The organism is Herbiconiux moechotypicola (genome assembly GCF_024979255.1).
GTDB lineage: Bacteria > Actinomycetota > Actinomycetes > Actinomycetales > Microbacteriaceae > Herbiconiux > Herbiconiux moechotypicola.
This window is the reverse complement of record NZ_JANLCN010000003.1, coordinates 374,456-399,675: the sequence shown is the minus strand read 5'-3', so window position 1 is coordinate 399,675 and position 25,220 is coordinate 374,456. Positions and strand designations below refer to the sequence as shown.

Annotated in this window: 34 protein-coding genes and 1 tRNA gene; 5 read left to right on the top strand and 30 right to left on the bottom strand. The window is 68.4% G+C overall.

What is annotated here, in order from left to right:
- Positions 1 to 71: 71 nt before the first annotated feature.
- The 3 genes from N1031_RS07130 to N1031_RS07120 form a co-directional block, all read right to left on the bottom strand.
- Entirely contained in the window at positions 72 to 1,253 is a 1,182-nt protein-coding gene (locus N1031_RS07130; RefSeq protein WP_259478910.1) for an MFS transporter, read from the bottom strand.
- A gap of 94 nt (positions 1,254 to 1,347) precedes the next feature.
- Positions 1,348 to 2,370: an ROK family protein gene (locus tag N1031_RS07125; protein WP_259478909.1), complete on the bottom strand. Its 1,023-nt coding sequence runs from the start codon at positions 2,368 to 2,370 to the stop codon at positions 1,348 to 1,350.
- Between the two features lie 4 nt (positions 2,371 to 2,374).
- Positions 2,375 to 3,034 carry a TetR/AcrR family transcriptional regulator gene (locus N1031_RS07120; protein ID WP_259478908.1) on the bottom strand — a complete coding sequence of 220 codons (660 nt, stop codon included), beginning with the start codon at positions 3,032 to 3,034 and terminating at the stop codon, positions 2,375 to 2,377.
- Between the two features lie 282 nt (positions 3,035 to 3,316).
- On the opposite strand from N1031_RS07120, the gene N1031_RS07115 reads away from it, so the two are divergent.
- Positions 3,317 to 3,393, top strand: a tRNA-Pro gene (locus N1031_RS07115).
- Between the two features lie 87 nt (positions 3,394 to 3,480).
- Here the strand turns inward: N1031_RS07115 and N1031_RS07110 are convergent.
- Entirely contained in the window at positions 3,481 to 3,645 is a 165-nt protein-coding gene (locus N1031_RS07110; protein WP_259478907.1) for a hypothetical protein, read from the bottom strand.
- 108 nt (positions 3,646 to 3,753) lie between these two features.
- Between N1031_RS07110 and N1031_RS07105 the strand changes: the two genes are divergently transcribed.
- On the top strand, positions 3,754 to 3,957 hold the full coding sequence (locus tag N1031_RS07105) for a hypothetical protein (RefSeq protein ID WP_259478906.1): 204 nt from the start codon (positions 3,754 to 3,756) through the stop codon (positions 3,955 to 3,957).
- Positions 3,958 to 4,001: 44 nt separating this feature from the next.
- Complete coding sequence (locus N1031_RS07100; RefSeq protein WP_259478905.1) at positions 4,002 to 4,292, top strand: hypothetical protein; 291 nt, start codon at positions 4,002 to 4,004, stop codon at positions 4,290 to 4,292.
- On the opposite strand, the gene N1031_RS07095 is transcribed toward N1031_RS07100, so the two are convergent.
- The 19 genes from N1031_RS07095 to N1031_RS07005 form a co-directional block, all read right to left on the bottom strand.
- Positions 4,289 to 4,801 carry a hypothetical protein gene (locus N1031_RS07095; RefSeq protein WP_259478904.1) on the bottom strand — a complete coding sequence of 171 codons (513 nt, stop codon included), beginning with the start codon at positions 4,799 to 4,801 and terminating at the stop codon, positions 4,289 to 4,291. The genes N1031_RS07100 and N1031_RS07095 overlap by 4 nt on opposite strands.
- A gap of 153 nt (positions 4,802 to 4,954) precedes the next feature.
- The gene (locus N1031_RS07090; protein ID WP_259478903.1) at positions 4,955 to 5,755 is read right to left on the bottom strand and encodes a sigma-70 family RNA polymerase sigma factor; all 801 of its coding nucleotides are present in this window, start codon (positions 5,753 to 5,755) and stop codon (positions 4,955 to 4,957) included.
- Positions 5,756 to 5,891: 136 nt separating this feature from the next.
- Complete coding sequence (locus N1031_RS07085) at positions 5,892 to 6,200, bottom strand: DUF7169 domain-containing protein (protein ID WP_259478902.1); 309 nt, start codon at positions 6,198 to 6,200, stop codon at positions 5,892 to 5,894.
- 181 nt (positions 6,201 to 6,381) lie between these two features.
- On the bottom strand, positions 6,382 to 8,226 hold the full coding sequence (locus N1031_RS07080) for a DNA polymerase (RefSeq protein WP_259478901.1): 1,845 nt from the start codon (positions 8,224 to 8,226) through the stop codon (positions 6,382 to 6,384).
- 271 nt (positions 8,227 to 8,497) lie between these two features.
- Complete coding sequence (locus N1031_RS07075; protein ID WP_259478900.1) at positions 8,498 to 9,352, bottom strand: hypothetical protein; 855 nt, start codon at positions 9,350 to 9,352, stop codon at positions 8,498 to 8,500.
- A gap of 134 nt (positions 9,353 to 9,486) precedes the next feature.
- On the bottom strand, positions 9,487 to 11,979 hold the full coding sequence (locus N1031_RS07070) for a phage/plasmid primase, P4 family (RefSeq protein ID WP_259478899.1): 2,493 nt from the start codon (positions 11,977 to 11,979) through the stop codon (positions 9,487 to 9,489).
- Positions 11,980 to 12,365: 386 nt separating this feature from the next.
- Positions 12,366 to 12,809, bottom strand: a complete 444-nt coding sequence (locus N1031_RS07065; protein WP_259478898.1) for a hypothetical protein — start codon at positions 12,807 to 12,809, stop codon at positions 12,366 to 12,368.
- Positions 12,806 to 13,381: a metallophosphoesterase family protein gene (locus N1031_RS07060; protein ID WP_259478897.1), complete on the bottom strand. Its 576-nt coding sequence runs from the start codon at positions 13,379 to 13,381 to the stop codon at positions 12,806 to 12,808. The genes N1031_RS07065 and N1031_RS07060 overlap by 4 nt, the downstream gene beginning before the upstream one ends.
- On the bottom strand, positions 13,378 to 13,608 hold the full coding sequence (locus tag N1031_RS07055; RefSeq protein WP_259478896.1) for a glutaredoxin domain-containing protein: 231 nt from the start codon (positions 13,606 to 13,608) through the stop codon (positions 13,378 to 13,380). The genes N1031_RS07060 and N1031_RS07055 overlap by 4 nt, the downstream gene beginning before the upstream one ends.
- A gap of 188 nt (positions 13,609 to 13,796) precedes the next feature.
- Complete coding sequence (locus tag N1031_RS07050; RefSeq protein WP_259478895.1) at positions 13,797 to 14,495, bottom strand: recombination directionality factor; 699 nt, start codon at positions 14,493 to 14,495, stop codon at positions 13,797 to 13,799.
- A 241-nt stretch (positions 14,496 to 14,736) separates the two neighbouring features.
- A complete protein-coding gene (locus N1031_RS07045; protein WP_259478894.1) occupies positions 14,737 to 15,126 on the bottom strand; it encodes an LAGLIDADG family homing endonuclease in 390 nt (129 codons plus the stop codon).
- On the bottom strand, positions 15,123 to 15,380 hold the full coding sequence (locus N1031_RS07040) for a hypothetical protein (protein ID WP_259478893.1): 258 nt from the start codon (positions 15,378 to 15,380) through the stop codon (positions 15,123 to 15,125). The genes N1031_RS07045 and N1031_RS07040 overlap by 4 nt, the downstream gene beginning before the upstream one ends.
- The gene (locus N1031_RS07035; RefSeq protein WP_259478892.1) at positions 15,377 to 16,048 is read right to left on the bottom strand and encodes an RNA ligase family protein; all 672 of its coding nucleotides are present in this window, start codon (positions 16,046 to 16,048) and stop codon (positions 15,377 to 15,379) included. The genes N1031_RS07040 and N1031_RS07035 overlap by 4 nt, the downstream gene beginning before the upstream one ends.
- Positions 16,045 to 16,185, bottom strand: coding sequence for an Acb2/Tad1 domain-containing protein (locus N1031_RS07030; protein ID WP_259478891.1), 141 nt, complete (start codon positions 16,183 to 16,185; stop codon positions 16,045 to 16,047). The genes N1031_RS07035 and N1031_RS07030 overlap by 4 nt, the downstream gene beginning before the upstream one ends.
- Complete coding sequence (locus tag N1031_RS07025) at positions 16,182 to 16,502, bottom strand: DUF7574 domain-containing protein (RefSeq protein WP_259478890.1); 321 nt, start codon at positions 16,500 to 16,502, stop codon at positions 16,182 to 16,184. Before N1031_RS07025 ends, N1031_RS07030 begins: the two co-directional genes overlap by 4 nt.
- Positions 16,499 to 17,338: a PD-(D/E)XK nuclease family protein gene (locus tag N1031_RS07020; protein WP_259478889.1), complete on the bottom strand. Its 840-nt coding sequence runs from the start codon at positions 17,336 to 17,338 to the stop codon at positions 16,499 to 16,501. Before N1031_RS07020 ends, N1031_RS07025 begins: the two co-directional genes overlap by 4 nt.
- A gap of 173 nt (positions 17,339 to 17,511) precedes the next feature.
- Positions 17,512 to 18,117, bottom strand: a complete 606-nt coding sequence (locus tag N1031_RS07015) for a hypothetical protein (protein WP_259478888.1) — start codon at positions 18,115 to 18,117, stop codon at positions 17,512 to 17,514.
- A gap of 130 nt (positions 18,118 to 18,247) precedes the next feature.
- The gene (locus N1031_RS07010; RefSeq protein WP_259478887.1) at positions 18,248 to 18,889 is read right to left on the bottom strand and encodes a deoxynucleotide monophosphate kinase family protein; all 642 of its coding nucleotides are present in this window, start codon (positions 18,887 to 18,889) and stop codon (positions 18,248 to 18,250) included.
- A complete protein-coding gene (locus N1031_RS07005) occupies positions 18,886 to 19,416 on the bottom strand; it encodes a dual specificity protein phosphatase family protein (RefSeq protein WP_259478886.1) in 531 nt (176 codons plus the stop codon). The genes N1031_RS07010 and N1031_RS07005 overlap by 4 nt, the downstream gene beginning before the upstream one ends.
- Positions 19,417 to 19,508: 92 nt before the next feature.
- On the opposite strand from N1031_RS07005, the gene N1031_RS07000 reads away from it, so the two are divergent.
- The gene (locus N1031_RS07000; protein WP_259478885.1) at positions 19,509 to 19,811 is read left to right on the top strand and encodes a hypothetical protein; all 303 of its coding nucleotides are present in this window, start codon (positions 19,509 to 19,511) and stop codon (positions 19,809 to 19,811) included.
- 50 nt (positions 19,812 to 19,861) lie between these two features.
- On the opposite strand, the gene N1031_RS06995 is transcribed toward N1031_RS07000, so the two are convergent.
- The 5 genes from N1031_RS06995 to N1031_RS06975 all read right to left on the bottom strand — a co-directional run bounded on the left by N1031_RS06995 (position 19,862) and on the right by N1031_RS06975 (position 23,060).
- Complete coding sequence (locus N1031_RS06995; protein ID WP_259478884.1) at positions 19,862 to 20,107, bottom strand: holin; 246 nt, start codon at positions 20,105 to 20,107, stop codon at positions 19,862 to 19,864.
- Between the two features lie 7 nt (positions 20,108 to 20,114).
- A complete protein-coding gene (locus tag N1031_RS06990; RefSeq protein ID WP_259478883.1) occupies positions 20,115 to 20,336 on the bottom strand; it encodes a hypothetical protein in 222 nt (73 codons plus the stop codon).
- A gap of 77 nt (positions 20,337 to 20,413) precedes the next feature.
- Positions 20,414 to 21,016, bottom strand: coding sequence for a hypothetical protein (locus N1031_RS06985; protein ID WP_259478882.1), 603 nt, complete (start codon positions 21,014 to 21,016; stop codon positions 20,414 to 20,416).
- A 1-nt stretch (position 21,017) separates the two neighbouring features.
- Complete coding sequence (locus N1031_RS06980) at positions 21,018 to 22,619, bottom strand: hypothetical protein (RefSeq protein ID WP_259478881.1); 1,602 nt, start codon at positions 22,617 to 22,619, stop codon at positions 21,018 to 21,020.
- Positions 22,620 to 23,060, bottom strand: a complete 441-nt coding sequence (locus N1031_RS06975) for a hypothetical protein (protein WP_259478880.1) — start codon at positions 23,058 to 23,060, stop codon at positions 22,620 to 22,622.
- Positions 23,061 to 23,119: 59 nt separating this feature from the next.
- On the opposite strand from N1031_RS06975, the gene N1031_RS06970 reads away from it, so the two are divergent.
- Complete coding sequence (locus N1031_RS06970) at positions 23,120 to 23,497, top strand: hypothetical protein (protein ID WP_259478879.1); 378 nt, start codon at positions 23,120 to 23,122, stop codon at positions 23,495 to 23,497.
- Here N1031_RS06970 and N1031_RS06965 read toward each other — a convergent pair.
- Both N1031_RS06965 and N1031_RS06960 read right to left on the bottom strand, forming a co-directional pair.
- Complete coding sequence (locus N1031_RS06965; protein WP_259478878.1) at positions 23,494 to 24,171, bottom strand: hypothetical protein; 678 nt, start codon at positions 24,169 to 24,171, stop codon at positions 23,494 to 23,496. The genes N1031_RS06970 and N1031_RS06965 overlap by 4 nt on opposite strands.
- A complete protein-coding gene (locus N1031_RS06960) occupies positions 24,171 to 25,208 on the bottom strand; it encodes a hypothetical protein (RefSeq protein ID WP_259478877.1) in 1,038 nt (345 codons plus the stop codon). Before N1031_RS06960 ends, N1031_RS06965 begins: the two co-directional genes overlap by 1 nt.
- Between the last annotated feature and the right edge of the window lie 12 nt (positions 25,209 to 25,220).

Sequence of the window (25,220 nt, the reverse complement as noted above, 5' to 3'; positions counted from 1 at the left end):
TGCGGTACTGCCTCAGTTCTGCATAAGAATCCGGGGGTGCATCGACACTATGTGGATGCACCCCCGGATTCTTATGCAGAACCGTGGTCACCGGTGGGGCGGGGGAGCCGTGAGGCCACCGCGAGAGCCGCTGTGGCGAGCACGCCGAAGCCGGCGAAGCCGAGGGGGAGGCTCGCGGTGCCGACGAATCCGATGAGGAGGGGCCCGACGGCGTCGCCCGTCTCGCGCCCGAGTTCGGCGGAGCCCATGGTGCGGCCCAGGCGGTCGGGCGACGAGGTGGCCGCGAGGTGCGCGAACGCGACCGGGGTGAGCAGGGCGACGCCGAGGCCGGTGAGCAGCACGGCGGTGAACATCGTGGCGACCGACGGCAGCAGCCCCACGAGCACGAAGGCGACGGCGATCGCCGCCGTGCCCGCCATGGTGGCGGTGCGCGCCGAGTAGCGCCCGGCATCGCTCCATCGGCCGGCGAGCGGCTGGAGCAGTGCCGAGGTGATGGCGAGCACCGCGATCGCCGCGGTGGACAGCAGCAGCGGCACCCCGATCGCGGTGCCGAGCGCGGGCAGCATGCCGGTGAGCGCCCCGATCGCAGCACTGCCGGTGGCGAGCACCACGACGGGCACGAGGAAGTCACGCGCCGTGATCGACCGCACCAGGGTGGCGAGGGTCGAGCGTTTCCGCGGGTGAGGCGCGATCGATGCCACGGCGAACTGCACGGCGAACGCCGTGGCGAACGCCAGCATCGCGAGCACACCGAACAGCAGCCGCACGTCGGCCACCAGCACGATCAGGGCTCCGAGCACGGGGCCGCCCGCGTATCCGATGCCCTTCCACGACCCGTATCGGCCGAAGTAGGTCGCGGTGCGCTCGGCCGGAGCGAGCCGGGCCACCGCTGCCGACGACGCCGGAGAGAACGCCGAGGCTCCCGCGCCCTGCAGCAGGCGGATCACCGCCAGCCAGAACGCGCCCCCGACGAAGACCCCGAGCAGCGACGCCACCCCGAAGGCGAGGAGCCCGCCGACGATGACGGGTTTCGGCCCGATGCGATCGGCGAGTGCGCCGAACACGGGCTTCAGGATGAGCTCGGCGACGTCGTAGAGGGCGAGGAACAGGCCCAGCCAGGCCAGCGACAGCCCCAGCTCGGCGTGCGTGCCTCCCACCACGGCTGCGACCCCGTTGGCCCCGAACGCGGTGACGAAGCCCGCCGCGTACAGCGGCCCGAGACGTGGCCCGCTCGCGTTCGTCCGCGCTGTCATCGTGCCATCCGCATCCGCGTTCTCGAGTGGGCGCAATCGGTCGCTTCGCCGAGCGGGAAACGACAGATTGCGCCTACTCGGAGGGTGGCCGAACTCACGGGAGGAGATCGGCGCGGTGGATGAGGCCCGCGGCTCCGATGAGGGGCGCCTCGTCGGAGAGGGCCGAGCGCACCACGCGGACACCGCGGATGGTGCTGAGCGGGGCGACGTCGTCGACCGCGGCCTGCACCAGGTCGACGTAGTCGTCGGAGACCTTCGAGAAGCCGCCGCCTATGGCCACGGCCTCCAGGTCGACCAGGGCGCACGCGCTCGCGATGCCCTCGCCGACGGCACGCGCCGAGCGGCGGATGGCGGCACGCGCGATCGGGTCGCCCGCACGGCCGGCCGCGGCGAGTTCTTCGCCGGTGCTCCCCGCGAAACCCTGGCGTCGGGCCCAGGCCACGATGTGCGGGCCCGAGGCGACGTTCTCGAGGGTGAGGTCGAGGTCGAGGCCGGTGCTGTCGTCGGGGCGGGTGAGGATCTGCAGCTGCCCGATGTGCCCGGCATTGCCCGTGCGCCCGCCGACGAGGCGGCCCTCCACCAGGAGGCCGCCGCCGACGCCGGTCGAGACGACCATCCCCATCGCGGTGCGGCAGCCCTGCAGGGCGCCCACCCAGTGCTCGGCGAGCAGGATGCAGAGGCCGTCGAGGCGCAGTACCGCACGGTCGAGACCGGCGCGGGAGGCGACCAGCCCGGCGAGCGGGAAACCCCGCCAGGCGGCGAGGTTCAGGGGCGAGACGGTGCCGTGCTCGGCCGAGATGGGGCCGGCGCTGCCGACCCCGGCTCCCACGAGGGGGGAGCCGGGCGGCAGGGTGGTGAGGGTCTCGTCGATGACGCGGCCCACCGCATCCGCGATCTCGTCGCTCGAACTCGACGCGCCTGTGGGGGCACGGTGGCGCGACCCGGGCACGAGCCGGGCTTCGGAGTCGACGAGGGCGGCTTCGACCTTCGTGCCGCCGACGTCGACGGCGAGCGCGAGCGCTCCGGTGGGCCCGGAAGAGCTGGGGCCGGATGCGGGGGTGCGGTCGGGTGCGGATCTCGAGTCGGGCGAGGGGGCGGCGGAGGCGGAGGCGGGCACGCTCCTATTTCAGTGCATGAGAGGAGTCGACCGTGACGCACCACGCGGGGGAGACCGCCATGACGTGCGAGGTTCGGGCCTCGACGTCGGTGTCGTCGGAGTTCGCCCACTCCTCGAGCACGCCCACCATGCCGCCCGCGATGTAGGCGGAGGCCGTGGGGGTGTCGAGGTCGAGGCACACGCCGTGCGACTGCCAGGTGCGGATGGACAGCGACGCGCGACGCAGCATGCGCTGGAAGAGCTCGCGGCGGAAGCCGGCGTCGACCCGGGTGTTGAACATCATGCGGTAGGCGGCACGGTTCTCGAGCACGTGGAGGAGCTCGGTGCGCACCGACTCGGCGTAGGCCGCGGTGAGCGACTCGGCGGAGGATGCTTCGAGTGCATCGTCTTCTGAGACGCTCGCCATCTCGTCGCGCATGCGCGCGAACGCGTCGGACGCGAAGGCGAAGATGTCGGCGTAGTGGCCGTAGAAGGTGGTTCGGTGAACGCCTGCCTGGCGGCAGAGCTCGGAGATGCTCACCTCGGTGAGGTCGTGCTCGCGGAGGAGCTCGAAGAGGGCGGTCGTCAGTGCTTCATGGGTTCTGGCCGCTCGGGGTTCGGCCAGATTGACGGACGCGCCCTGTCGTCGGGATGGTGCTGCGGGTAAGGCTGTCGACTGGGGCATGCTCAATTATGCAACGCCGCGAGGGCCGAAATCGCGAGTTTTGGACACTGAGTCCCAAACTCATAGATCTTTGGGGGAGAGCGCCGCGGAGGCCGTTCGGGTCATCCCCGCGGCGCATCTCTGCACCGATTCTATGCACGCGCATCCAGGCTGTTTCACCGAAACGGGACTCGGAGTCTCAACCGTTATGGCAGCGTGACTTGTGGACGGTGTGCACGGGATGCGCGGGGCCGCGGTGTCGGAGTGCGGGTCGCGGATGGGGTACTATTGACAAGTTGTCCACGGGCTGTGGCGCAGCTTGGTAGCGCACTTGACTGGGGGTCAAGGGGTCGCAGGTTCAAATCCTGTCAGCCCGACCAGATGAAACACCTGGTCAGAGGCCGGTTTCCGAAACTCGGAGGCTGGCCTCTTTCTTATTTGACCCCAACGAATGACCCCAACGCGGATCAAGCGGCGATTCGCTCCCGTCGTCGAGGCTCGGGGATGACGCATCCGCGGAACTTCGTCCGGGAGCCATCCGAGTAGACCTGCCAGAGCTCGCCCGGTTCGTCGCTGACGGGGACGAGGATGTACGGGGCGGCTTCGAGGATCTGGGTGATCGAGAGTGGCATGGGATGGGGCTCCTTTGGCGCTCGTTTTAATCCGTATGGATCAATTGAGGTGACACGATACGCCGGCACGGGTTGAGTGTCAATTATCCATACGGATATAATGGTTTCATGGCGTTCAAAGCTCAGAAGCGATCGGTCTCGCGGGGTCGACCGGCAGTCGATGAGCGCCGCGAGCACGTCAAGAACGTCAGCTTCACGGAGGCCGAGAGGGCGCTCGTGGAGGCGGCCGCTGCGCGAGAGGAGCCCAGGGTCCCCGTTGCTCGGTGGATCAGAGAGGCTGCGATCGAGAAGGCGACCAGGGAGGCTGAGTAGCGTTTCGCTTGGCGTGCCGTGCGATTCGAACATATATTCGAATCATGGGATCTAATCGCCGCTACGGGTCCGACGTCACCGACGCCGCGCTGAACGAGATGCTCGTCCGTCCGCGGCCGATCTCGCTGTCTGAGGGTGAGCGCGGAGCGGCAGAGGTCCGCGAGGCCAGCGAGCCCGTGCCGGTGAAGGCATGGGTACGCTTCCCCGAGATGCCCGTCCTCGTCGACGGGCGGGCGGTTGCCTGGACTGACCGTGCCGTGTGGGTGGAGTTCACGATGCGTGACGGGTCGACGATGCGAGCCTGGGTGTGGGCGTCGGCGGTGCGGCGGAGCTAGCCCAGCTCGTGCAGGGCGTAGCGGCGGAAGAAGTAGTCGCCCGGCTCGGCATAGCGGGGGTCGGACTTGTCGGGGGTAAAGGTGACATCCACGTAGTCGAGGCCGGGGGTGGCGATCCAACGGCCCGGGGCGTGTGGGTCGGCGTCGCGGTGGGCGCGGGCTAGGGCGAGGTCCTGCTCGGCGCGGTAGGAGTCGATCGAACGCCACTTCTCGCCGTCGCCGGTCAGGGGGATGATCGTCGGGCCGACGGTGTCGAGGCTCGACCAGTAGGGCGCGGTGCCGTCCGAGGTCAGGATCTCGACCCCGCCCGGGGCGTCTCGGACCTCTAGGAGGCGGGCCCCTATGAGGGTGAAGCCCGTCCTCGCGTCGGTCGTGATGATGCACGGGGCGCCGCTCATGGCGCGCACGATGTGGCGGACCTTCCCGGCGGTCCACCGCGCCGCCGAGGGGTCGTAGCCCTCGACTGCGAAGTCGGTCGGGAAGATGGCGGTTGCAATCTGGATGGACACGTGGGCTCCGATCATCTCGCGCGAGACGTCTCACGCTGAATTTAATGGAGTCGAGAGTAGTCGCGTGAGTAGTCTCACGCAAGTGGGGAAGAGGCTGGGAAACGAGAAAAGCCCCCGACCCGAAGGTCGAGGGCTCAACTCGCGTGAGTCATCTCACGCAACTGCCAATGCTTCGCGCATCTTCGTCAGCGCGGAGGTGCGGGTACGCTGGGTCTTCTGGCGGGACAGGCCGAGGCGGTGGCCGATCTCGGCGTCGGGTACGGGCTCGTAGTCGGTGAAGCCGTAGGCCAGGCGGCACACGTCGGCCTCCAGTGTGTCGACTGCGGCGAAGGCAGCTTCGACGAGGACGCGGTCCTCAGCGTCGGCAGTGCCGGACTCCCAGATCGGGTACGCTGCGGGTTCGGGCGCGAGGTCGTCGACTCCGGACGTCGTGAGTGAGTCGTAGGAGGAGACGTCGCGGACGGCCGCGAGGATCGCCGCGAAGGTCTCGGTCCGCATCTCGAATTCGGGGGCGAGCTTCGCGGCCTCGAACACGTTGCCCTCGGCGGCCCGGAGGATGCCGTAGAACCGCTTCAGGCTGCGGGCAGGCACGGCGAAGGCGACGGGCCCGAGGACGTTCGTCGAGATCGAGTCGTGGACGTAGCCCGACACTACCGCCGCCAAGCGCTCATGGTGCTCGGGGTCGAATGCCTGGATCGCCTCGATCAGGCCCGTAACGGCCGCGGAGCGGAGGTCCTCCGACGAGTAGGAGTCCGAGGCGTCAGCGCCGCCCGCGTGCCGGTACTGGGCGACCGCGTTCCGGAGGGCGGCGGCGTAGGCGTAGACGAGCTCGATGGTGGCCGAGTCGTCGCCGAGCTTGGCTTTGGCGATGGCGACACGCTCGTCGTCGACGGACAGCCGGCGCTCCTGCGCGCGGTCGAAGACGTCGGAGAGGACGGACTGGAAGCTGTTCATTTGATCTTTCCTTGCGTGAGACGTCTTACGCTGCTCGGCAGGGTCGACGTGCGGATGGTTTCAAGGGACATGTCTAAGTCACGTGAGACGTCTTACGCGAGACCCCAATCGGGGTGTCGCCGAATTCGGGCCAGGATTAGTCGCCGTTCCAGGTGGCGACCGCGAGCTCCAGATCGACGCGGGCCCGGTCGAGGTCGTCGACGGCCGAGTCCATCGCGCGGTATGCGCCGGTCACGGCGGCCCGGACTGCGAGGCGGCGCTCGTCGGTGACGATGCGCGGGACGGGGTCGGAGTGGCCGCCGGACGCGCGTTCGGTCGTGTCGTCGCGGGGCTGGGGCACCGGGGCGGGGGACCACTGAACGGCCTCTGCCTTCAGTAGTTCCGTCCCGAGGGCGATCAGGGCGTCGGCGACCTCGCGGGTCGACTGGCCGGCGGTCTGGGTCATGCGGAGGTCCTTTCGAGACGGATGAGCTGAGCCGCCTCGCGGCGCTCGCGTTTGTGGGTCCGGCGCTTGATTGCCTTCACGGCACCGGCACGGGTCAGGTAGAGCAAGGCGCCACGCCACGCGGTGTAGGCGTCGTACTCCTCGCCGTTCCTCATCGCTCGGCGGCCCATGCTCCGGCGGCTCATCGTGCGTCCAGCTCTGCGGGCACGCCGTATCCCGACCCCCACGAGCGGCCGTAGACCTCGGGGTCGGAGAGGATGGGGATGCCGTAGAAGGTGGAGCCCATGATGCGGCCGATCTCTTGGACGACTTCCTCGGCCTCGGCCTCGGGGGCCTGGGCGATGATCTCGTCGTGGACAGGGAGGAGGAGGTGGTCGCCGAGGCCGGCGTCGAAGAGATCGACGATGGCCTGGGCGAGCAGGTCGCGCGCGGTGGACTGGACGACGTAGTTCGTCGCGGCGTAGAGGCGATCACGGTCGAGGGGAAGGTGGCGGCCGGAGACGGTGATGACCTCTTTCTTCCCGTACTCGGCTCGGCGCTGGAGGCGCTGCGCGTAGCGCTTGATGCCGGGGAAGGTCGCGTCGTAGGCGGCCATGGCTGGGGCGACGGCTGCCTCGGTCTGGCCGGTCTGCCGGGCGACCGTGGTCTTCCCGCCGCCGTAGACCTTGCCGAAGCCGATCGCCTTCGCGACCTTGCGCTGGACCTTCGTGAAGTCGGGGCCGAAGACTCGCTCGGCGGTGAAGTCGTGGAGGTCGGTCCCGGAGAGGATCGCCTCGACGAGCGTCTCGTCCTGGCAGAGCGCGGCGAGCACACGCATCTCGACCTGCGCGTAGTCCGAGGCGACGATGAGCTGGCCGGGGTCGGCGATCAACGCGCGGCGGATCTTCCAGTCGCCAGAGGGTAGCTGCTGGAGCGGGGGTCGGGAGATCGACATGCGCGCGGTGCGGGCCTGGAGTCCACCGATCGAGGCGTGGAGGCGGTCGTCGGAGTCGCGGAGCTTCAGGAAGGCGCCCGCGTATGACTCGTCCCACTTCATGGCGCGCTTCGTGCGGAGCACGGCGTCGGCAAGTGGGTTCGGGTCGCGCGCCTCGATGCGGGTCCAGTCGCGGTCGAGGTCGGCGAGCGGGAGGAGCACGGCCTTGTCGACCTTCAGGGCGCCGGAGTCGGTGGTCTCGGTGAGGGTCTCGCCCATGCCGACGAGTGCGGCCGAGACCTGGGTCGTCGAGTTGACGTTGCTTACGCCGTAGCGGGCGGCGACCTTGGCGAAGTCGCTCGCCTCGACGGCGAGCTCGGAGCGGAGACGATCGATGTAATCGACGTCGAGGCGCACGCCCTTGCGCTGCATGATCGCGAGGAGGCTCTGGAGGTGGTGCTCGAACTGCGAGAGGTCGGAGAGTTCGAGGGCCTTCACGAGGGGCGCGAGCTCGTAGAAGAGGCGTGTCTCTAGGATCACGTCGAGCCCCGCGTAGCGGACGTAGGTCTCATTGTCGATCGGGACGCCGGCCCAGCCGGTCTCCTTCGTGAAGCCGAGGGATCGGAAGACGGCAGTGAGGCCCTCCTGGGTGTCGGGCGCGGCCTCGTCGACGTAGATCTCGGAGAGCTCCTTCAGTCGGAGCCCGGCGCCGCCCTCGTGCCGCTGCCGAGGGTCGAGGAGGTGAGCGAAGATCTTGGTGTCGAGCACCCGGTCGGCGAGTTCCTCGATCCGGACGCCGAGGTGGCGGTCGATCACCTGGAGATCGAAGGAGGCGTTGTGCACTCCGAACGAGCGCGGCTGGCGAAGCGCGCGAATGATGGCGTCGCGGAAGAGGTCGGCCTGGAGGACCCATGCCTCGCGGGCGTTGCCGATCTGGACGAGACGGAGCCGGTATCCCGGCGAGTAGATATCCAGGCCGGTCGTCTCGGTGTCGAGGCCGAGCAGCTTGTCGCCCTCGCCGAGGAAGGACTCGAAGCCCGCGAGGTCGGTCCGCCGCTCGGGGAAGAAGATCCGGCACTCGTCGCCAGCGACGGTGTGGGAGAGGGTGAGCACTGAGGTCCTTTCGGGGCGGGAGAGTGCAAGGCCCCGCCTGCCTCGGAGCGAGTCACGAGAGAGGCGGGGCCAGGGGAGGGCGCGGCACTAGGTCGCTGGATCGGCTTGCCCACATGGGTGAGTGAGTCGACGGCGCCACGCCCCGGTCTTCAGGACAGGTCGCAGACCTCGGGTCGGGGCGGACCCCAGTGGATGAGGTGGCAGTCGGGGCAGACGTATTCGAGCGGGTGGATCTCTAGCGGCGGGAGATCGTCGTCGTGGGGCTCGTCTGTCACTTACTCACGCCCCTCTGGATCAGCCAAGCGAGGGCGACGAGCTGCCAGCCGTTCAGGCGAACCTCGATCTCGTCGACGAAGTCGGCCGCCGCCTTGAACGCCTCGACGGATGGGCTGGTGGGCTCATCGGCCGCGGGCTCCTCGGGGGAGTCCTTCTCGGGCGCCGTCGGGTGGGCGTCGATGGGGACGATGCACCCGGGGGCGATGTGTGCGAAGCCGACGAGGTGGGCACCCTCGCGCTTCGTGACGAGCGCCAGCTTGCCGTCAGCGGTGATCTTGTCGACGATCAGGCGCTCGCCGATCTTCGGCTGACCAAGCGTAGGGTCGCCGTCGAAGTAGCGGACGCCGCGGATGCCGTTCCAGAAGGGCTTCTCGGTGACGATGTGAGTCCAGGCGGGCTCGGGCTCGGCGACGGGCTTCGCGTTAGTCGCGGCGATGGGGGTCAGGAAGTTCTCGTGGATCGCCTGCTCTCGGCGGAGGCCGTCGTGCTGGAACTCGACCAACCAGTTTCCTCCTCCGGAGACACCGGTCACCGTTCCGGACTTACCGAAGGCGGTGCTCGACACATACCCGCCGCCGTCGGCGCGGGTACCGGCGGTGTCGGCGATCTGCACCTTGACCCCGACGGCCAGAGCGGGGGCGAAGGTGAGGCACTCGGGGGCGTAGCTGTTCTCGACGCCGGTTCGACGGTTCCGGCCGAAGTGGTCGCCGTCGGTGTCTCGGTGGTCCGCCGCTTCCTGGCTGGCGAACTCGATCACGTCGCCGACTCGGGCGTCGTGGTCGTCGTGGTCGTAGCTGTCAGTGACCGTTCGGTAGAACGGCTTCGACGTGATCGTCGCTGTCTTGGTCATGGTCTCTCCTTCTGTCGGCCGGGAGCCGGCCCTATGTGGGGTGTCAGAAGAGGAGGGGGCCAGGCTGCCCAAGCTGCTCAGACAAATGCGAAAAGCCCCTCCGCCTCTGGTGAGGGGAGGGGCTTTCGGGTGGGTCAGACGATGCCGTCGAGCGTGGCGCCGGTCAGACGAGGGATCTCGGCGGGGGCTGCGGGCTCGGGCTTCCGGAGGAAGTCCTGGCCAGCCTTGCCCGGCTCGGGGACCTCGGGCTGATCGTGGTCGGGCTCGCGGTCGACGAGCCGAGCCTTGCGTACGCCGTCGAAGGCGATGCCCTTGTTCGTCTTCCGCTTGGTCAGGCCGCGCTCTTCGAGGGCGCCGAAGAACGTACGGCGCGTCCAGATCTCGCGCTGCGGGAGGTTCTCCTCGTCGGCCCATTCGAGGTAGGCGTCGAAGAGGATCTTTCCGTCGACCCGGCCGGCGGCGTCGTCCTTCACGAACACACCGGGCAGGAAGCCCGCGAGGGCGTCCGAGGTCTCGCGGTACTCGCGCGTCGACGATCGGATGACGTCGGGGTCCTGGAGCCCTCCCGCGTACCACTCGCGGGCGCCGCGGACGGCCCACGCGAGAATCCCCGGGGCCTCCGCGAGGAGCTTCTCGCCGAGACGGTGGTCGCGCTCCTCGGGCTGGAAGTAGCGCTCCCAGGGAATGAGCTTCACCCGGCGCCAGAGTCCCTCGTCCTGGCCCTTGAACGACGGCCGGAAGTTGGTCGCGAGCATGAGGAGGAACGTCGGGCGGAACTCAAAGAACTCCTTCCGCATGAAGCGGGCGGAGATCAGGTCGCGCCCCGTGACGCGCTTCAGGACGGCCTCGGCCATCGGCCGGCCCTGCTCGCCCTCGGCGGCCATGACCAGGCGCGCACCCTTCAGCGCGGCGAGGTCGTTCGGGATGCCGCCGGAGCTGCGCTCCTCGAAGGTGGAGAAGCCGGTCGTCACGGTCTGCTCGCGGAAGACTTCCGTGAGGGTGTCGGTGAAGATCGACTTCCCGTTGGCGCCCTTCCCCCAGTGGACGCCGAAGCACTGCTCGGAGGTGTGGCCGGTGATGCCGTAGCCCACGAAGCGGCGGAGGAAGGCGGGGAGGTCGGGGTACTTCGGGAAGACCTCCTGGAGGAAACTTTCCCAGCGGTCGGCGCGCGCGCCGGGGTCATAGTCGAACTCGACGCGGCGGGTCAGGAGGAGGGTGGGGTCGTGCGGTCGGAGCGTGCCGGTTCGGAGGTCGATCACGCCGTTCAGGCACGCTAGGAGGTCTGGATGCCGGTCGAACTCGTCGATCGAGGCGGGAACGCCCTTCACGGCCTGGAGCTCGCGGAGCATGGAGTCCAGCCCGCGCGAGGTCTGGGCGTGCGCGGCGTAGCGGTTCAGGCGGGCCGCGCGCTTCTTGTCCGACTCCATCGCGCCCTCGCGAGCGGCCTCGCCGGAGGCGGTGCGGGCGAGGTCGCGGACGAGGTCGGCCACAGCCTGGGCATGGGTGCGGACGCCCTGGCGTTCGTCGCGGCGCCACACTCCGCCTTCGAGGAGGAAGAAGCCGACCTCCTCGGAGTAGCGCACGCCGGAGCCCTGGCTCTCGATGTAGTCGCGGAGGTAGCGCGCGGCGCCGAGGTCGGTCAGGGAGTAGCGGTCCTCGTCCCAGGCCAGGAGGGCGGCGGTGCGGGACTTCACGGGCTCGGCGTGGGAGATCGCGCGGATCACATCTCGAGCGAAGGCCGCCGGGTTCTGCAGTCGCCAGTCGTTCAGGTCGACGCCGTCCGGGAGGTGCAACACCCGGACCCGGACGTCGAGCGCCGCGAGGCCCTCGGCGAGCTGCGCGGAGAAGCGGCGGCCGGCGGGGTCGCCGTCGCCTGCGATGACGGCCTGGCGGTCGCCGATCCAGGAGGCGATCTCGGAGACGATCGCGGGGTTCCCAGCGTGCGAGGCTCCCGCGACGCCGATCGTGTCGTAGCCGAGCGCTGCGCCGGTAAGGGCATCGCCGGGGCCCTCGCAGATGAGGACCTCGTCCCAGCCGGAGTCGCCGGGGAAGAAGCCGATCTTCGACCACGAGCCGCCCTCGGGCGACTTCGGGCCGAGCCAGCGGACCGACACGTCCTTGTCGAGCGCTCGCGCCTGGAAGTTGCGGGCGACCCCGTCCGGGGTGCGGAAGGGCACCACGAGGCGAGGGCCGCCGCCTAGGTCTTCGGTGTAGCCGAGACCGAGACGGTCGACCGCTACGGCATCCAACCCGAATCGGTCGTGCGCGTAGCGCGTCGCCTCGGCGGCTTCGGGGGCCTCCCGCCACGCCTGGGCGTAGCCATCGATGCGGAGCGCGAGCGACGCGATGGCCGCGGGGGTGGCGGGCAGGGCGGTCGACACGGCGCGGCGCGAGGTGTCGACGTCGCCGGGCTTCATCGTCGCGAGTTGGCGCATCGTGAGGCCGAGCGCGGCGACGACGTCCTTCGTCTCGCACCCGGCGCGGCACTTCAAGAGCACCTTCCCGGCCTCGCTCACGGAGAGGCGTAGGGACTGCTGGGAGTCGGCGTGCGCGGGGCAGTGGACGAGGTAGCCGTCGGGGGTCTCCTCGACGTCGTCGAGGCGCGCGAGTAGTTCAGAGAGAGTCAATGGTTCCCCTGTCGGGTGAATCGGAATGGTCAACGGAGGAGGGGGCCGGGGCGGGTGGCGGTGCTCGCTCGGGTAGCGCTAGGCTTCAGACCTTCGAACATATGTTCGAAGTTTCGTGTCGTTGGCCGCACCTATACTGAGACCCACCCGAAGCGACACCCGACGAACAACCCGAATGCAGTCGGTAGAAAGCAAGCCCTATCCAGCACCACAGAAAGCAGATCCCGACCCGTGACACGACAGCTCAACCCCGGCCCGTTCGTAGACGAAGAGATGGAGGACGTCGAGTCGTTCACGTTCGTCCTGGTCCCGCGTGAGGAGCGCCCGGGCGAGCATTGGGCGGTGTTCGCCGACGGGAGCTTCACGGCGTGGACGCCGAGGCGGTCCTAGCCCCTCGGGAAGTCGGAGGCCAGGTCGGCGGCGGACTGCTCGACGTGATCGGTCCACGCGGTGGGCGAGGCAGAGCGGAGCTGGTGCTCGGCACGGCGGAGGCGCAGGAGTAGTCGCGCGAAGGTGGCAACGGTCATCACCGCGTAGCCGCCGCCCACGGGCTTGCGAGCTCGCTTGACGAGCGCGACGGCGAACGGCTCGCCCGTGTTGAGGCGCTGCTTCTCGGCGCCGTCGAGGCCCTCCCGAATCGCGGCCTCCCAGCTCTTCCAGTTCTTCGCCTGGCCGATAAAGGGGGAGATGCCGTGGAGGTCGCCAGAGTCGGCGAATCCCTCCTGTGCGACTCGGCGAGGAGCGAGGCCGTAGCGGCCGGCGAAGAACGCGGAGAGCGAGCGGACGAGCGCGGTCTCCCACGCGGTGCCTTTCTGCTTCGCGGCGCTCATGAGGCGGCCCGGAGGTGCTCGGTCACGATCTCGTCGCTCACCGGGACGAAGCCCCAGGCATCGACGCCGACGTGCAATTCGCGGCCGTGGAGGCGCTCGCGCCCGTGCGTGTGCCCATGGAGCAGGAGGCCGCCGAGGTCGGGGAGCCGGTACTGAAGGTGCCGAGCCTCGCCGCGCTCGGGACCGTCGCCCCACTCGGCGTAGGGGAAGTGACTCAGGAGGAACTCGATCCCAGCTACCCGGCGACGGGCGAAGGGCTGGATCGACTCGAACGTCGAGGTCCACCGCTCACGCTGGATCTCGCGAGGAGCGGTGCGGTGCATTGGGTGGACGGGGTCGTGGTTGCCCGCGATGAGTCGCTTCGTACCGGGCAGCGCCCGGATCTTCGCGAGGGCCGCGTCGAAGCCACCCATCGCAACGTCCCCGAGAACGTACACGGTGTCATCGGGGCGCACGACTGACTTCCACCCGTCGGCCACGGCGGCGTCATGCTCTTCAACGTCTCCGAAGCCGCGGATCTCGGACACGCGGCGGTGCCCGAGGTGGAGGTCGGAGGTGTAGTAGACGGTCATCCTGTCTCCTTTGCGAGTAGGTCGATGAGGTCGGGGCGGAAGCCCGACCAGGTGCCGATCGGGGAGTCGACGACTGGTGACTCCATGAAGCCGCGAGCGACGAGCTGGTCACGGGCCTCTGGGTGCTCGTCGAGGTTGATCTCGACGAAGGTCAGGCCGTGTTTGGTGAGCCAGCGCTTCGTCGCCTCGCAGGGTCGGCAATTGTTCTTGGTGTAGACGGTGGTCATGGGGTTCCTGGGACGCGAAAGGTCCCCGCCTCGACGAGGAGACGGGGACCTTTCTGGGATGGGTCAGACCGAGCCAGCGAGCGCGGCCAGCGCCACGAAGACGCCGATGAGCGACGCCGCGGCGAGCGCGAGGAAGTAGCCGGCGGCGACCACGAGGAGGACGGTCGCGGCCGTCGCCAGCACGCGCACTAGATCACCGGGCCCTTGATCTCGAAGACGGGCTTCGTGTAGCGGACCGTCTTCCCGGCCATGGCGCCGTTCTTCGCCACGAAGGAGACCTCCTCCAGCGTGAGGGTGGCGGCCACCTTCACGCCGTTGGCGGCGAGGTCGGTCAGCCGGTCCTCGATGCCTTCGGCCGCGAGGTCGTAGGCGAGTGACCAGGAGCCGGTCTGGAACTTGAAGATCCCGACGTCGGGGAGTTCCTTCAGGCGGAAGAAGAGCTCGATCTGCGGCACGGGGCCGAGGCCGTCCTGGCCCTTCTTCTTGCGCTCCTGGAAGGTGAGCGCGGCGTCGGGGTCGGGGGTGCCGTCGTCGAGGGTCTCGCCGTCGCCGGACTGGATCAGCTTCCCGGTGCTGCTCCACCAGACCATACGCTGGCGGAGGGCCTTGGTGCCCTCGATGATGATCTCGACGGATTTCGAGGCGGTGAACACCTCCAGGTTGTCCTCGCCGCCGGACTCCCAGGTCTGCGGCTGGTCGCCGCCGAGCAGGTCGTAGATGGCTGCGGCTACGTCGGGGTCGCCCGTGGTGACGCGCCACTCGTTGAGCGAGACGGGCTTCCGGTTCAGGGTGTGACCCGAGCGGAAGCGCCCGACGACGTCGTCGGCGAACGACTGGCGCGGCTTGGGCTGGGTCTCGGGGTCGGTGCCGAATACGCGGAGGGCCATAGAGCCCCTTTCTCTGATCTGTCAGGTAGTCGTGGAGAGCCGCGCGGGGGCTCTCCGGTTGTGGACAGATGAGGAGGGGGCCAGGGGGTGGGATCTGCTCAGCCGGGATGTTCCGGGATTCGGGTCGTTCCGCCGGGCGTGGAACGGGAGGGTTTCCGGAACGCGAAAAGGCCCCCGCCCCGGTGAGCGGACGAGGGCCATTCGGTGTTCAGTTCTCGGCGCTGTTCAGCCTTCCTGAACGCTAGGCCGCGGTGAGCGGCTTCGCGATGCCCGCCGGCCGAGACACGGCCGGGCCCGGGGCTGACTGCGACTCCGCCGTCCGGAAGTGCAGCACGCCGAGGACGTCGGCGATCTTGCCCGAGCGGCGCGAGCCCATGAAGGGCAGGATCTCACGCATGATCTCGGCGGCTCGCTCGCCGGAGATCTCGGTGTGCCAGGTCGAGCGCGCGGGCGCCGGGTGGAGGGAGAGGCGGATCTTCGAGTCCATGACGGACGCTGCGCGACCAACCACGTCTCTATCCGTCATGGCGAGGCGGATACGCGGGTAGCGGCCTCGGTGAGCGTCGAAGGAGCCCTCCCCCTCCAGGAGGCCGGCGAGCCAGAGGAGGTCGTCGCGGGTGCCGTGGATCAATTGCTCTCCTTCCAGGGGAGGGCGCTGTACTCCGTACCGCGAGGGATCTCCCACAGGAGACTCCACTTCTCGTCCCGCCACTCGTAGACCGCCATGTCGCAGACGGCGCCGATGCGATAGTGCACCTTGTCTGAGATGGCACTCTTCGCGTACCCGAGCGAAACGTGGGTCTTCTGCCGGGGGCTCCGGCGGGGGATCACGGTTAGGAACGGGCGTTGCCGCACATCCGGCGTGAGGTCGGTCGAGATCGTCACGCCGCCTTCTCCTCGTCTGCCGCGTGCGCGGCCTCACCTTTCGGGGCGCCGTCGTTCTCGACGGTCACCTTGTAGCTCGTTCGGCTCGCGTAGTGCCAGACCACGACGCCCTCGGGACGGTCGAAGCCGGGCGCGGCGCTGGATCCCACGAGTTCCAGCACCAGGACGGCGAGGTCGATCTCGCGGGGGTTCCACGGGCCCCGGTAGAGCACGGGCACCGTGCCCAAGCCCGGGACCGCCGAGAGGTCGACGTCGGCCCAGCGGTCGACGTTGAAGAGCGAGAACCGCTTCCCGCTCAGGCCGTAGCGCCGCTGGATGCCCGCGCCCCACCACTCGCCGAAGTGACGGCCAGGGCCGAGGGTCGAGACGAGGGCCTCGGCGTTGGCCTTTACGTAGGCGGCGAAGCCGTAGTTATCGGCCTCGGGGGTGATGAAGCGGGTCCGAGACTGGGCAAGCACTACGAACGACTCGTCCGGGCCGTCGGGGACAACGGCAAGAATATTGGCGTTGTCCGCTGCGGTGAAGGTCGTCACGCCGTGCTCATCGGCGAGGTCGCCAGTCCGGAAGATCACGACGGCCGCGTTCGTACCGTCGATCTTCTCGGTCACGAGGATGCCGCGGTTCAGGCGCGGGATCTTAGGCCAGGGTTCGAAGGTGATGGCGCTCACGCGGGCGCCTCCCCGAGCCAGAGACGAGCCTCGTCGAGCTTCGTCAGCGCGAGGGACAACTCGCGACTGGGCGTGAGCTCTGACGCGAGCTGGTCGCGGAGGAGCTCGACTTGGAGCATGGCGGATGCAACGCTCACGCGGTCACCTCCGGGCGGTAGTCGCGAACCTTCGCGGTCTCGCGGTCGTACTCCTCCTTGGACGGGTCGCCTTCATAGTGCGAGAAGCCCTTCAGAGCTCCGATCGCGGCGGCGCGGTCACCATCGCTGAAGTCGCCGAGTGAGTAGGGCTCGGCGTCGCCGAAGTGGTAGCAGGAGCAGCCGCTCTCGTGGAGCCAGTAGAACCGGCTCGCGCGGGGCGAGTAGTAGACCTCGATCCGGCCCCAGGCGTAGCCACCTCCGGAGAGGCCCGCTACCGGAACGAGGCCTTCAGCCTCGATCAGGTTGTAGAGGTTCATGCTGCCACCGCCGCTCGTGCGCGCGGGGTGCGCCGCTTCGGGCCGGACTCCGCGTCAGCGGGGCCGGAAGCGACGGGACGGCCGACGACGCTCGACTTGCCGTCGCGCTCCCAGTTGAAGATCTGGCGGAGCAGGAGGAAGACGTCGAAGGACTCCTCGTCGGCTTTCACCGGGACGAGCTTCCAGCCTTCGGGGCGGACGTGGACCACGGCGCCACCGTCAGCCTTCGGCATGGGGATGCGCGAGCCGTCGGGGCGGATGATGTGGTCGGCGTAGCGGTAGGCGGCGAGCTGGAGCCCGACCTCCTCGTGCACGCCGGAGCGGGTCGTCTTGTTGTCGAGCCAGATCCGCTCGCCGTTGATCGTCGCGAAGGCGTCGAACGAGCCGGCGTAGGCGAGCTGCGGGCCGCGGGAGTCCGACCAGACGGTCTCCTCCATGAAGTGGTACTCGGGCTGCACCGTATCGAGGAACTCGGAGAAGTGCCGGACGTAGGGCTCCATCTCCGCCGAGACGCGGCCGATGGTCTCGCCCTTCGCGAGGCGCTCGAAGAGGTCGTGCGCGGCCGTGCCGGTGTCGGCGGCGGCGCGCGTGTTGCGGTATGGGGCGTTCTTCAGGTGGTCGACCGCCGCCTCGGGGTTGCGGATCGTGAGGTTCACGGCGGTGCCGAGATCGGCGACCACCTCCTCGGCGACCATCTTCGCCGCCCAGCGCTGGAGGAACGGCTTCGGCAGCATGCCGAGGACGCTCGTCACACCCGGCGCCTTCTCGCCCGTCTCAGGCTCGACGTAGAAGCGCGAGTCGCCGCGCTTGATGGTGTTTACTTTCGGGGTCGTCACAGGGGATGACCCTCCTTCCGTGCCAGTGAATGGGACACGAGAGGAGGGGGCCAGGACGGCGCCCGTGCTCAGAGGTGATGAAGTGACGGAACTTACGTCACTTCTACATTGCGGCTTAAGTGAAGGTAAGCCTTAGAGAAGGAATAGAAAGAGACGTCACTTGCGTCACTCCGTCACTTCCCGGGTCGGGAGGTCGCTCCGGCGGCGGCGCTCAGCTCGTCGGCGCGCTCGCGGATCTCGGCGAGCCGCCCTGCTATGTCTGCGCGCACGCCGGGCGCGGCGTCGGAGAGCTCGTCGGCGTCGATGCGTCGGAGCGTGACGGTCATGAGCCGCACGGCCTGGAGCATCTCCTGGGGGTCGTGGATGACGCTGCCCGCGCCGAAGAGGTGCCGGACCTCGGCGGCCTGGGCTCGCACCTCGGCCGCGCGCTCCTTGCTATTCGGCTTCCGGAGCCCCAGGTCTTCGAGCTGCTCGTCGTCCAGGCGGGTGCGCAGGACGTTGCCGGTGTGGTAACGAATCGCGGCGAGCGTGCTCGTGGTGTCTCCCGGGGCAACCCGAGCGTTTGACAAGGTCTCGCTGACCCACTGCCGGTAAGCGTGAGTGCGGCCCAGCCAGTCGACGGAGCCGTCGGCGGTGAAGAAGTGCTCGCGGGCGTCGATGAACGCCTCGGCGACCTCTCGGAGGTAGGGGGTCTTCCCGCCGTCCGAGCGCATGTAGTTGCGGAGGGCATCCTCCGCGCTCATCTGGATCTCGTTCAACCTGGCGACAGACTTAGGCATGCCTACGAGATTATTAGACTGTCGAGGTTTTGCGCCAGACGACACACGACTTTGCGGGAGTTTCTTTGCGTGAGTCGGGAAACGAAAAATGACCCGACCCCTCCAGGTTAGGAGGAATCGGGCCATGAGGCTAGGGGTTGCCCAGCCACGGTCGCGCCCTCTCGTGGAGGTCTGCGATGGTGCCGTCGTTCAGGACGTGGTAGTCCTCGGCGTAGGAGTCAAGAGCGACCTCTGAGGGGTGTGGGTCGGTGCTCTCGACACCGGGTCGAGTGACCCGGATGATCTGGCCGCCGCGCTCGCGGATGGCGTCGGCCTCGTTCGGGAATCGGCAGTCGGTGACGACGACAGGCCGGGGGCGCGTCGCCTCGCGACTGTCTGAGGTGTTCAGTCGCAGTCGAAGCAGCGAGCGAGTGGCGTCGACTCGGCGCATCGCGGCGCGGATCCAGAAGCCGTCGTCGAGCGCGCGGATCGCCTCGGTCCCGAGACGCTGGAGCGTGCGACGCACTTCGGGGACGTAGTCCTTCGCTCGCTCCCAGCCGAGGGCGTCGATCACCTCGGAGAGGCGGACGTCATGACCGGGTGTGAGGATTCCGCCTTCGGGCGCCGGGATGGCGGGACGGCCGACGATTGGGTCGAGTGCGAGTGCGGCTTCCTTTAGGGGGTCGGCGAAGGCGATCTTCACGAAGCCGCCCTCGGCGACGAGAGCGTCGGCGAAGGTGTCCTTCCCGCTGCGCTTCTTCCCGATGAGGCCGATCAGGGCGGGGGCGGTCACGCGCGCTCCTGTCCTCGGACCCACGCCTCGAAGGCGGAGTTACAGAGGCAAGCCGCGTCGCGCCGTGCGCGGATGAGGTCGATCGCCTCTTGCCCGGTGTCGACCTCGCCCGCCAGGAGGAGCGCCTTCGCGACGACGAGGCTCGATCGGTTGAGGCCGGCCTGGCAGTGGACGAACACCTGCCCGAGCTTGCGCTTGGCGTTGACCCACTCGGCGAGCTCGGCGACCTGCTCGAAGGTCTGGTCCAGGCTGTCGTACATGAGCACGGTCCGGGACTCCTTGAGCGGCTTCGTGAGGGCGTAGTCCTCGCGCGGGTAGAGGGAGAGCTTGAACTCGATGAAGTCGGGCAGCACGAGGCCGGCCTCGACGCCGCCGTGCCAGAGGTTCTCGCTGATCTGCGTCATGAACGGCGCTCGGACGGGTCGGAAGCCGTGGTTCGTGACGGCGTTCATGCGCCGCTCGCGAGGGTCTGTCAGTGCCGGGTCGCCACCGAGGCGATAGGCGGTGGGGTCGATGTAGGTGGTCATGACTGAGGAGGGGGCCAGGGAGAAGTCGACTGCTCAGCGGCCCCTCTCCGGGGGTGTAGGTCCGGACCTGCCGCCGCCCCTATGCTCAACACATGACGAACGAGTTCCCGCCCGTCCCGACGAGTGCCCCGTCGGGTCTGCCCGCCGACCAACTGACCGCCATTCTGAACGCCGAGGTCGCGAAGTATGCGAGCCAGGGCTGGAGTGTGAACTCGATAGCTGGCGGCCAGGCCGTGCTCCAGCGCAAGAAGCGGATCGGGTGGTTCTGGAACCTCATCCTCTGCCTCATCACCGGCGGGCTCTGGCTGATCGTCGTCATCATCCGAGTGGTGAACCGAAAGATCGAGACGCTAATCCTCACCGTTGACTCAGCGGGCCGAGTCTCAGCCCGCTAAACGACGAAAAGCCCCGGCCCCTCACGAGGAGAGGTCGGGGCTTCGTGGTGTCAGGCTGCGTGCCGGGCGCCGGTCGAGGTGTCGTCGGGGTTATCCGACCCGTCGCCCTTGTAGAAGAGGAACGAGGTCAGGACCGAGGCGACGGCGATGCCTCCGGCGAGGGAGCCGATGGCAGTCCAGTCGAGGTCGAAGAGGCCGGCACCGATCAGGCCGCCCGCGAAGAGGGACTGGACGGCAGTCTTCAGCGCGCGCTCGCCCGCGTAGTCGACGAAGGCGATGGTGAAGTATTTCTTCATGGGGCTCCTAGGTGGTGAGCTTTTCGAGGATGGTGAGGACGGCGACGATCAACGCGCCCGCGCCGACGATCGCGGTCCAGAGGCCGCGCGGGGATACCGTCGACTTCGTCTCGACCGCGCGGAGGCGGGTCTCATGGTCGGGGGACGCAGAGGGTCGGGCTTCGAGTTCGCGGATGCGCTTCTCGTGGTCCTGCTGCTGGGTCAGGACGGTGTCGAGCTTCCCCTCCACGCGCGCGAACGAGACGAGGAGGGGGAGCGTCGCAGGGTCTAGCGCGGTAGCGGGCGCCGAGGCTTCTGGGGCGGTCACTAGAAGGCCGTGAACTGGACGTCCTCGTAGGTCGCGGTCCCACCCGAGCCCCAGAAGATGCCGTGGAGTTCCTGGTTCGTGAACGTGTTGTCCGTCACCGCGGGGATCGCGACGACGCCATTCACCTTCACGCTGATCTGGTTCCCAACCATCACGAGCTCCACAACGTCACCCGTGGAGGCAACGGCGGTCGCTGCGGTACCGAGGAGGGTTGCAGTGCCGTTCACCACCTTCCGGAGTCGATAGTGGAAGTCAGAGCCACCGACGTTGAGGATGACCTGGTAATAGTTCTTGTCGTCGACGACGCGGCCGGCAAGACCGCCGATGTTGTTGCCGATCGCTTTGATCGTCGCGCGAAGGGTTCCATGGGCGGTGTACGCGTCGACCGCCTCGACGGCGGTACCGCCAGACCCCGAGAGAGTTACCGCACCGGAGACGATGGCCCCGCGCATGGTAGAGCCGGTTCGAAACAGTTGCCACGACTTACCCTCGCGGTCTGTGACGCCCATTGTCGCGGCGTCTGCGCGGTTGAAGAAGTCGACAAACCCGATGCGAGGCAGGAGGGGGTTATTGAAAGAGGTCTGGACGACACGGTCTGCCATGTCAGGCTCCAATCGGGGTAATTGGGGTGGTGTACGGGGAGTACGTGGTCGACCCGCCCACGGTCAGGGCGGTGCGGGCGCGGACCAGCACGGGCCCGGTGACGGTGGCGGAATAGTCGGGGTCGAGCGCCGAGGGCCGACCTGCTGAGGAGGTCCAGGAGGTGCCGGCGTTGGTGGAGAGCTCGAAGACGTACTCCGTGGCGGGCCCCTTAGACGGCGTTACCGTCGCGGTCAGGGCAGTGCCGATCAGGCGCGCGGAAAGACCGGCGGGCGGGTTCAGTGAGAGTGACGTGTCGTTGAACACGGCACGCTCGCGCGCATCCGTCAGCCGGTCGGCGACGTACTGGGCGCCCTCACGATCCATGTGGATCAGCGGGTATAGCGGGTCGATGGTGTCGTAGGCGTTGCGAGTCAGCTTCACTACAGACGAGCGGCTGATACGCGCCGGGGCAGACAGAATGGCCCGCTGGATCGGCTCACGGGCGGTGGGGCTCGCTTCGATCCACTCGGGGACCATGCCCACGAAGACAACGGCTGCGCTGGCGTCACCGAGCGCCGCGCGGAGACCGGCGATAACGGTCTCTTGCATGGCCGCGTGGGTCGCCTCCGACACACCCGCGGATGCATCGGCTTGTCCGGTGACAACAACGATCGTGTTCGATAGCACCGCCGCACCCGGGAACGCCGAGGCTGCGAGTGCAGCGCCGTCGCTGATCTGAGTGAGGGCCTGCGTGTACAGGTTCGGGTACGGGCCCGAGTAAGCCGGGTCGTAGGTGCCGGCCGAGTTCGCCGATGCCCACCCCGCACCGCCCTGACTGGTCGGGTAGAACTCCACTACCTCGGTCGGCTGAACCTCCAGGATTCGTTTCTTCGCCCACAGGAACAGGGGCGAGATCCCGGTGGAGTTGTCGTGGAAATCCATCGGCGACGTCGCCACCCGGAGGGTGCGGACCTTCGACCCGACCTGATACACGCGAGGGTGAGGGGTGTCCAGCACGGCGGAGGTAGGGAAGGAGTTGTTCGAGCCGAGCGACTGCCCCACGACAACCACTCGATGGCGACCTGTGATCGTCGACGTCGCCGTAGCGGCCGGAAACGAGACGTTGTCCTTCAGGCGGCGCCCGATGAAGAATCCGTCCCGGTCCACAAGGCGGTCCCAGTCCGGATTCGGCTTGATCAGCTCACCGGCGATAATCACTGTGCCGTCCTGGCGAGCGTCCAGTGAGACGAAACCGGAGGCGTCTACCGCCCGGTCATGCCCCGACGGACGATGAGCGGCCCCGGCGACCACTACCGACCCGTCGGGTCGGGCGTCGGTTGCGATGAATCCGTCCTGGTCCCGTGCGCGGTCGTGCCGGTCGTCGTAGCGGAGAGGGAGGCGGCTGTCCGACCCGAGGACCAGGTCGGCGCTCGCGATAGCCGCTGCGGCTGCGGCCTCACCAGCGGCGATGATGCTGGGGTCGGAGCCGACGCGCTCGTCGACCATGGGGTCGACGAGGTCGCGGACCGCCGCCTGCGACAAACTAGTCGGGTTTTTGAGGAGGTCCGCGGTCGTGACGTCGCCGGCTACGGCGAGCTCGCCCTCGTCGATCCATTCGGCCATCTAGGAGGCCCTCCTCTTCAGTCGTGCGGGGTTGGTGGAGTTGTCGATCCAGAGCCGGGCGCCCCGGCGGATCGCTTCGGCTTCGCTGTCGGCGATGAGGATTCGGCCGTTCGGAACGGGCGCCCGCATGAGGTCCTTTACGTTTCCGCCGGCCTCAGGGACACGGATCTCGATACCTGCGAGGTCTTCGCTCGGTGGCCCGTCGCCGCTCTCGTAGCGGATGGCCAGGCGGAGGAAGACCTCGGGGAGGAGGTTGGTCGTGCGGGCCACGGTCGCCGAGAAGGTGTCGTCCGGCGCGGGGACGGCCTCAACGGGGTCCATGGGGTAGATGCGTCCGGTCGGGTCGACCCCGACGGCGGACGGCGTGAAGACGAGCACCGGGGAGCGGGCGGCAAGCGAGCCGAGCCCGAAGTCCTTCAAAGAGCCGGTGATGACGGGCAAAGTGCCTCCAGTGGAAGGCCCTCTATTAATCGAGGGCGGGGGCTGTTACACTCACGGACATGCGTAAGACGTTTACGGTTCTGGTCCTGGCGATGGGGTTGGTCCTCGCGGGCTGCTCGACGACGAGCGCGGAGAGCGAGGCGGCAGTGGAGAGCACGCCGACGGCGGCTCCGATCACGGCTGCGGCTGAGGAGCCGACGGAAGCCGCTGCGCTGACCGACGACGAGGTCTCCGCCTACTTCCTCGACTCGGTCAAGCCGACTTGGCGCGGGGCGGAGCCGACTGACGAGGAGCTACTCTCGGCAGCCGAGCTGGTCTGCGAGCAACTAGCGGGCGGGGCGACGGTCGACAGCGTCGTCGTGGTCGAAGGCGAGGGAGAGGACGCGGACTGGAATAACTTCCAGTTGGTGAACCGCGCCGCTGACTCCTACTGCTAGCCGCGGTAGAACGTCCCGGTAGCCGCGTCGACGACGACGGGGTACACGGTTACTCCCGGCGGTGCAGGTGCCAGAAGAGGCACGAGTAGCTCCCCGTTCACCACGGCATCCTCGGTGATCGCGACCGTCCCACTCGCCACCGTTAGGCCAGTCGGCAGCACGGCGACAATGTTCGTACCGGATCGGATGCTGACGGCGTCGTCCACGACGGTGACGTCGGAGTTACCGGAGTGTAGCTGCACACCGCCCGCTTCGCCGTGGATAAACGCCCCGTTCGAGTAGGTGACCCGGCCGTTCTTCAGGTGCATGTCGACGGGACCCTCGACCAGGATCTCGCCATTCGCTCCGGTCACCGTCAGCGGGCCCTCGATCGACACCTCGCCGAGGAAGCGAGTCGCGCCGTCGACGCGGAAGGTTCCGCTGATGATCTGGCCGCCGGAGACGACTAGCGTTCCCGTGACGGACAGGAGCCCGGCTACTGTCTCGGTGCCGTCGACGACGAGAAGGCCGGTAACGCGCTCGGAACCCTGCACGAGGAGTCCCTCGACCGACGCGACCCGGAGGCCGCCTCGCGTGATCGAGGAGTTACCGAGTGGAGCTGCGGTTGCGAGGTCCTGGATATTCTTCCGGTCGCGGACTGCCTGGGAGTCGCGGAGGTTGTCGATCCTGGTCATTACGCCGCCTGGGTGTCGAGGGTGATTCGTTCGGAGAGGTCGCCGCGCATGCCGATGCAGCGCTGGTAGTTCTGGCCGTCGGGGAGCCAGAAGTCTCCTTCGTCCCAGAGCGCGACGGGCGAACCGGGGACGCCGTCGGGGAGGAAGTCGCGAGCCAGGACGTCAAAGCTGAGCTGCTTCGTGGGCAGACGGAATGCATCTCGCTCGGCGGCGGCGCGGACGTTGAGCTGCGACTGGTCGGTGAGCTTCTTCGCCTGCCGGACTACGTCGAGGGACGGGTAGCCGCCGGGCGCAGCGACCGTCGCGGCCTCGCCGTGGAGCATGTCCTCCTCGCTGCCCGCTCCGGCAAGGAAGATGCCGGTCACCATCTGTGTGCCGTCGAGGGTTTCCTGCACGTTGAGTGCGGTCGGCGCGCGCCCTACGGTGGTGAAGGAGCGTGCCGGCCCGGAGAGCTTCGGGGAGCCGAGACGGACCAGCCACTCGCGGCGGAGGTCGCTCGCCCAGCGGGCCTGAAAGTGCACGTCAGGTCCGCCGTCGGCATCCTGGAGGTCGGTGATCAGCTTCTCGGCGTTCTCGAAGAGGTACGCGAAGTAGGTCCGCGCCTCGGGGCCGATCTCGGCGCTGAGCCCATCGAAGGAGAAGGGCAGGCGCCAGACGACGGAGGGGTCGCCCTGGGTGGCGAGCTGGAGGATCTCGAAGATCAGACCGCGCAGGGTGCGGGAGGTGAAGTTCTTCGTGCCCGTGGCGTAGCCGCCGATCGGGAAGAGCATGCGCCGGGCGAGGATGGTCCGGACCTCGGCTGAGGCGACGGTGAGGGTCGCGGCCGATCGGTCGTAGGTGGTGCCCATCATGAGGCCCGAGTAGACGATCTGGTCGTCCCAGCACACTTCGACGGTGCGCCGCCAGGGGTCGATGAGCTCGTGCCAGTCGGCGCGGGTGAGCTTCGAGGCGCCGAGCTGGAATGTGGTGGAGCCGGTGTCGAATCCGTTCAGGCGGGTAGCCCAGGTACTCGCGGAGGGGTACTCCTGGCCGTTCATCCGGAGGAGCCG

What these genes read in the sequence shown, in the direction of transcription:
- N1031_RS07130 (WP_259478910.1), bottom strand. Translation starts at nt 1,253, where the DNA reads ATGACAGCGCGGACGAACGCGAGCGGGCCACGTCTCGGGCCGCTGTAC.
- N1031_RS07120 (WP_259478908.1), bottom strand. Translation starts at nt 3,034, where the DNA reads ATGCCCCAGTCGACAGCCTTACCCGCAGCACCATCCCGACGACAGGGC.
- N1031_RS07110 (WP_259478907.1), bottom strand. Translation starts at nt 3,645, where the DNA reads ATGCCACTCTCGATCACCCAGATCCTCGAAGCCGCCCCGTACATCCTC.
- N1031_RS07105 (WP_259478906.1), top strand. Translation starts at nt 3,754, where the DNA reads ATGGCGTTCAAAGCTCAGAAGCGATCGGTCTCGCGGGGTCGACCGGCA.
- N1031_RS07100 (WP_259478905.1), top strand. Translation starts at nt 4,002, where the DNA reads ATGGGATCTAATCGCCGCTACGGGTCCGACGTCACCGACGCCGCGCTG.
- N1031_RS07090 (WP_259478903.1), bottom strand. Translation starts at nt 5,755, where the DNA reads ATGAACAGCTTCCAGTCCGTCCTCTCCGACGTCTTCGACCGCGCGCAG.
- N1031_RS07085 (WP_259478902.1), bottom strand. Translation starts at nt 6,200, where the DNA reads ATGACCCAGACCGCCGGCCAGTCGACCCGCGAGGTCGCCGACGCCCTG.
- N1031_RS07075 (WP_259478900.1), bottom strand. Translation starts at nt 9,352, where the DNA reads ATGACCAAGACAGCGACGATCACGTCGAAGCCGTTCTACCGAACGGTC.
- N1031_RS07065 (WP_259478898.1), bottom strand. Translation starts at nt 12,809, where the DNA reads ATGAGCGCCGCGAAGCAGAAAGGCACCGCGTGGGAGACCGCGCTCGTC.
- N1031_RS07060 (WP_259478897.1), bottom strand. Translation starts at nt 13,381, where the DNA reads ATGACCGTCTACTACACCTCCGACCTCCACCTCGGGCACCGCCGCGTG.
- N1031_RS07055 (WP_259478896.1), bottom strand. Translation starts at nt 13,608, where the DNA reads ATGACCACCGTCTACACCAAGAACAATTGCCGACCCTGCGAGGCGACG.
- N1031_RS07050 (WP_259478895.1), bottom strand. Translation starts at nt 14,495, where the DNA reads ATGGCCCTCCGCGTATTCGGCACCGACCCCGAGACCCAGCCCAAGCCG.
- N1031_RS07025 (WP_259478890.1), bottom strand. Translation starts at nt 16,502, where the DNA reads ATGAACCTCTACAACCTGATCGAGGCTGAAGGCCTCGTTCCGGTAGCG.
- N1031_RS07015 (WP_259478888.1), bottom strand. Translation starts at nt 18,117, where the DNA reads ATGCCTAAGTCTGTCGCCAGGTTGAACGAGATCCAGATGAGCGCGGAG.
- N1031_RS07005 (WP_259478886.1), bottom strand. Translation starts at nt 19,416, where the DNA reads ATGACCACCTACATCGACCCCACCGCCTATCGCCTCGGTGGCGACCCG.
- N1031_RS07000 (WP_259478885.1), top strand. Translation starts at nt 19,509, where the DNA reads ATGACGAACGAGTTCCCGCCCGTCCCGACGAGTGCCCCGTCGGGTCTG.
- N1031_RS06995 (WP_259478884.1), bottom strand. Translation starts at nt 20,107, where the DNA reads ATGAAGAAATACTTCACCATCGCCTTCGTCGACTACGCGGGCGAGCGC.
- N1031_RS06985 (WP_259478882.1), bottom strand. Translation starts at nt 21,016, where the DNA reads ATGGCAGACCGTGTCGTCCAGACCTCTTTCAATAACCCCCTCCTGCCT.
- N1031_RS06980 (WP_259478881.1), bottom strand. Translation starts at nt 22,619, where the DNA reads ATGGCCGAATGGATCGACGAGGGCGAGCTCGCCGTAGCCGGCGACGTC.
- N1031_RS06970 (WP_259478879.1), top strand. Translation starts at nt 23,120, where the DNA reads ATGCGTAAGACGTTTACGGTTCTGGTCCTGGCGATGGGGTTGGTCCTC.
- N1031_RS06965 (WP_259478878.1), bottom strand. Translation starts at nt 24,171, where the DNA reads ATGACCAGGATCGACAACCTCCGCGACTCCCAGGCAGTCCGCGACCGG.
- N1031_RS06960 (WP_259478877.1), bottom strand. Translation starts at nt 25,208, where the DNA reads ATGAACGGCCAGGAGTACCCCTCCGCGAGTACCTGGGCTACCCGCCTG.